This window comes from Caballeronia sp. RCC_10 (genome assembly GCF_041360715.1).
Classification (GTDB): Bacteria; Pseudomonadota; Gammaproteobacteria; order Burkholderiales; family Burkholderiaceae; genus Caballeronia; species Caballeronia grimmiae.
On sequence record NZ_JBFUPT010000091.1, the window covers coordinates 1 to 3,147 of the forward strand.

General features: G+C 55.3%; 3 protein-coding genes and 1 pseudogene. 1 reads left to right on the forward strand and 3 read right to left on the reverse strand.

Translation table 11 applies throughout. The features are described 5' to 3' along the window. The first annotated feature begins 83 nt into the window (after positions 1-83). Entirely contained in the window at positions 84-734 is a 651-nt protein-coding gene (locus AB6804_RS31685; protein WP_370889810.1) for a response regulator, read from the forward strand. 568 nt (positions 735-1,302) lie between these two features. Here AB6804_RS31685 and AB6804_RS31690 read toward each other — a convergent pair. The 3 genes and pseudogenes from AB6804_RS31690 to AB6804_RS31700 form a co-directional block, all read right to left on the reverse strand. Continuing rightward, positions 1,303-1,812: a hypothetical protein gene (locus AB6804_RS31690; RefSeq protein WP_370889811.1), complete on the reverse strand. Its 510-nt coding sequence runs from the start codon at positions 1,810-1,812 to the stop codon at positions 1,303-1,305. A gap of 166 nt (positions 1,813-1,978) precedes the next feature. Then, positions 1,979-2,938 carry a caspase domain-containing protein gene (locus AB6804_RS31695; protein WP_370889812.1) on the reverse strand — a complete coding sequence of 320 codons (960 nt, stop codon included), beginning with the start codon at positions 2,936-2,938 and terminating at the stop codon, positions 1,979-1,981. 2 nt (positions 2,939-2,940) lie between these two features. After that, positions 2,941-3,147, reverse strand: a pseudogene (locus AB6804_RS31700) (hypothetical protein); the annotation flags it as partial.

Consider the following 3,147-nt stretch of genomic DNA (forward strand, 5'->3'; position numbering starts at 1 on the left):
AAATCGGCAGCTTGATGACCCCGGCGCTTCCACTTATAAACTCGATCTAACTGTCCGAACCAACGGCGCCACCTCTGATCGAAATGAAGGATAGCGGTGTGGGCATTGATGCAGCAACAGTCGAGCGTGCCTTTGAACCGTTCTTTACGACGAAACCGCCAGGTCAGTCAGCCGGGCTCGGGCTGTCTCAGGTGCGCTCGTTTTGTGAGCTCTCGGGAGGTCATTGCAGCATTGGCGCATCAGCCGAGGGGGGCACGGTAGTCAGCTTGTTCCTGCCTCGAGCCCAAGGCGCCGGCGTGGATGAACAACTTCCCCGTCGCGACAGCTTGAGTGCCGACGAATCAGACGAATCAGCCACAGGGATTCGACTGCTTCTCGTTGAAGACGATGTCATGGTCGCAGACGCGCAAGCGGCGATGTTCTCAACGTTTGGGTATGAGGTGACCCACGCAGCGAACGCCGACGAAGCATTCCGCCTGCTTCATCCGCCGCATCACTTCCAGGCGGTGATTTCCGACGTGCAGATGCCTGGAAAATTGAATGGGATCGATCTTGCTGAGCACTTGCAAAGCCACCAGCCCGATCTGCCACTGGTTATGTTGACTGGCTTTGTAGACCAAGCCGAGCGGCTACGCCGCAGTGGGGTGACCACGTTCCTTAAACCAATCGTCGACGTTTCAATACTGGACGAGTTGATTCGTCGAAGAGTGGTTACTTCAACTACTGCTGGCTAGCGGTTCCTAAGAGGCTTTTCGACGTTTCACATTTCCACTTTGCCGGACATAGAAAACTGCCCTGCAATGCTTGCTTGGAATTTTCATGCACTAAACGAAAAAAAGGAAACGACCTCGCCTTCACGCGAAAATTTTTGATCCATATGCTTGGCGGACGACAAGCGATGTTTTATCAACATCGTCGCGTGCCTTCCGATGTCACTAATAAACACATGCTAAACCGAGAAACCGACTCGCAAACGATGCATCGACCAGAACATCGATCATGATCTTCTCTTGATATGACTATAAGATCCAGTGGGATTATAAATCCGTTGCAACGCTAGTCGATCCAAGTCCGTAACGGCGACATACCATATTTACGCGGCAGTCGCCGGCAAAAATCCCGCCTGCAGGGCTGCGGGAATCGCGTACCAGCAACCCTTTGATAGTTCGAGGGGCAGCACAAACGCCTCACTTCTTCGCCGGCTTCACGGCTGGCATAGGCGGGGGAGGCTGCTTCACCGGAGGAAGATTTGCTCCTCTTTCGACGCGTCCGAGCGGAGGAGCGGGTGTCGTCGGTTTCTGCTTATTCGTCATCGTCGTTACCGTAGTGGTGTGTCAGGTACTGATTGGCGCGGCGTTCTGACTGCTCTAGCAGTGCAGGATTTTCAGGAAGTCCGCCAAGTGGAAAGTGCGCTTTCAAAGTCTTGGCAATTCGAGCTTGTAGCTCAACGCGCGCTTTGCTTATATCCGCTTCGGTTAGCGCGCCGTCCGCGATTTCACACCACTTTGCTTCGGCCCAATTCTGGTGGGCGCGATACTCGTGTGCGCTGGCAGACGCGGAGCGGACACGCGCCGAGAAAGGAAGAAATTTACTCGTCGCCCCGACCATGTGAGTTACAACAATAATGGCGCTCCAAAGCAATGGAAACTGTTTGAAGACGGCCCAAATTCCCAGGCTCCCCGTCGACGTTACTGCAAGCGCCGTGTTCGTCCGACGCTCCATAAGCGCTGAGCGCTGGCAGTAAGCTTCAAGGAAATAACCATGCGATACGAGCTCATAAAGTACTCGCCAAAATCGTTGCTGCGGATTCACTTTCCCTTCCTGGTCTACTTCGCCGGCTTCGCTGGCTTCACCGGGGGCATCGGCGGCGGGTTTTTAAGCACGGGCGGCAACGAGTCACCCACAATGTGACGCGAGCCGACCGCGCTGCTACCGGGATGTTCAGGCCTGTCTTTGATTTGTTTGTTCATTGCACTACTCAAATCCGATTTTTTTTCGCAAGACGCCAATAATGATACCCGAGCGCAGTCAGCCTGCAGGTCTTCGACTCCATTGCTGCCCAATACATGTCCTGCGCGCCTTCAGGCACGACCAAACCGACTCGGTTGCAATTCTGCAGCTCGCGGAACGTTGCCTGGTGTTCCGGATTTCCGTCTTCCGTTGTGTGCTCGTAGGACGGATCGAGATCAAACTGGCTTTCCGGCTCGGGGAAGAACATTGGCAGCCTGCGCAATGTATCCAATGGCACTTTTGCCGGCATCGAACGCAAGCTCGTGAATTTGGAGACGTTGGTCTTGAATACCGGTCTCTGTTCCCACGGGCCAAGCGCTTGGTCCACGTATGCATAGATGCTGCCAGGTGTGATATTGCCGCAAAGGTCAGCCGCCCCGCCGTTAAGTGCGTCGACAACAAGCGAGGTGAAAATGCCGGCCCCGTTCTCTTCTCCCGCCGATTGAGAGTCACGGCACGCAGCCAGAATGGTGACGCCGTCGCTGATAGCCGACATGTCGGGCCGCTGCATGACCGGCACTTGTCCCAGCGCACCGCTGTAACACGAATCGAGAACAATGATCCGCGCACGAATGCCATTTGCGCGGTTAGCGAGGTTAAGTATCGTGCTCAGCGAGATGCCTGGATCTTTTGGCTTGTGGTCGGGCGTGACCAGGAAACCTTCGTCGGTACTTCCCTCAAGCTGCCCGTGCCCGGCGAAATAGAACAGTGCGACGTCGGCGTCCCCGCTGAAAAGCGTCTCGACCGCTTCTATAAGCTGTGATTTTTCAAGCTCCATCGGAGGCGCGGTCATCATGCGGACGTCAAAATTCGGACTGCCGTCACCATTTACACGCAGCGCAGCGGAAAGGCTATATGCGTCGTTCACACAGCCAGTCAGCGGATTTGCCGCATAGTTGTCAACGCCGATCACGAGTGCTTTGCGCATGATCAGGCCAGTTTCCGGATCGCTTGCACGATGCTGTCAGCGTTCCAGTTGACCATGATGTCCGCACCGTTCTGGACCACTGTCGACGTGTTCGTCGCGCCCCACAGGTTGATACCGATGATAGGCTTTTTGAGCCTCTTTTGAATTCTCAGTGGGTGGTTTGGCGGGTCAAGGGCGAGCGTAAGGTCCGCGCAGCGAACCCTTGAGGC

Bases quoted from the DNA above. Each gene is read 5' to 3' on its own strand.
- AB6804_RS31695 (WP_370889812.1), bottom strand. From the start codon at position 2,938: ATGCGCAAAGCACTCGTGATCGGCGTTGACAACTATGCGGCAAATCCG.
- AB6804_RS31685 (WP_370889810.1), top strand. From the start codon at position 84: ATGAAGGATAGCGGTGTGGGCATTGATGCAGCAACAGTCGAGCGTGCC.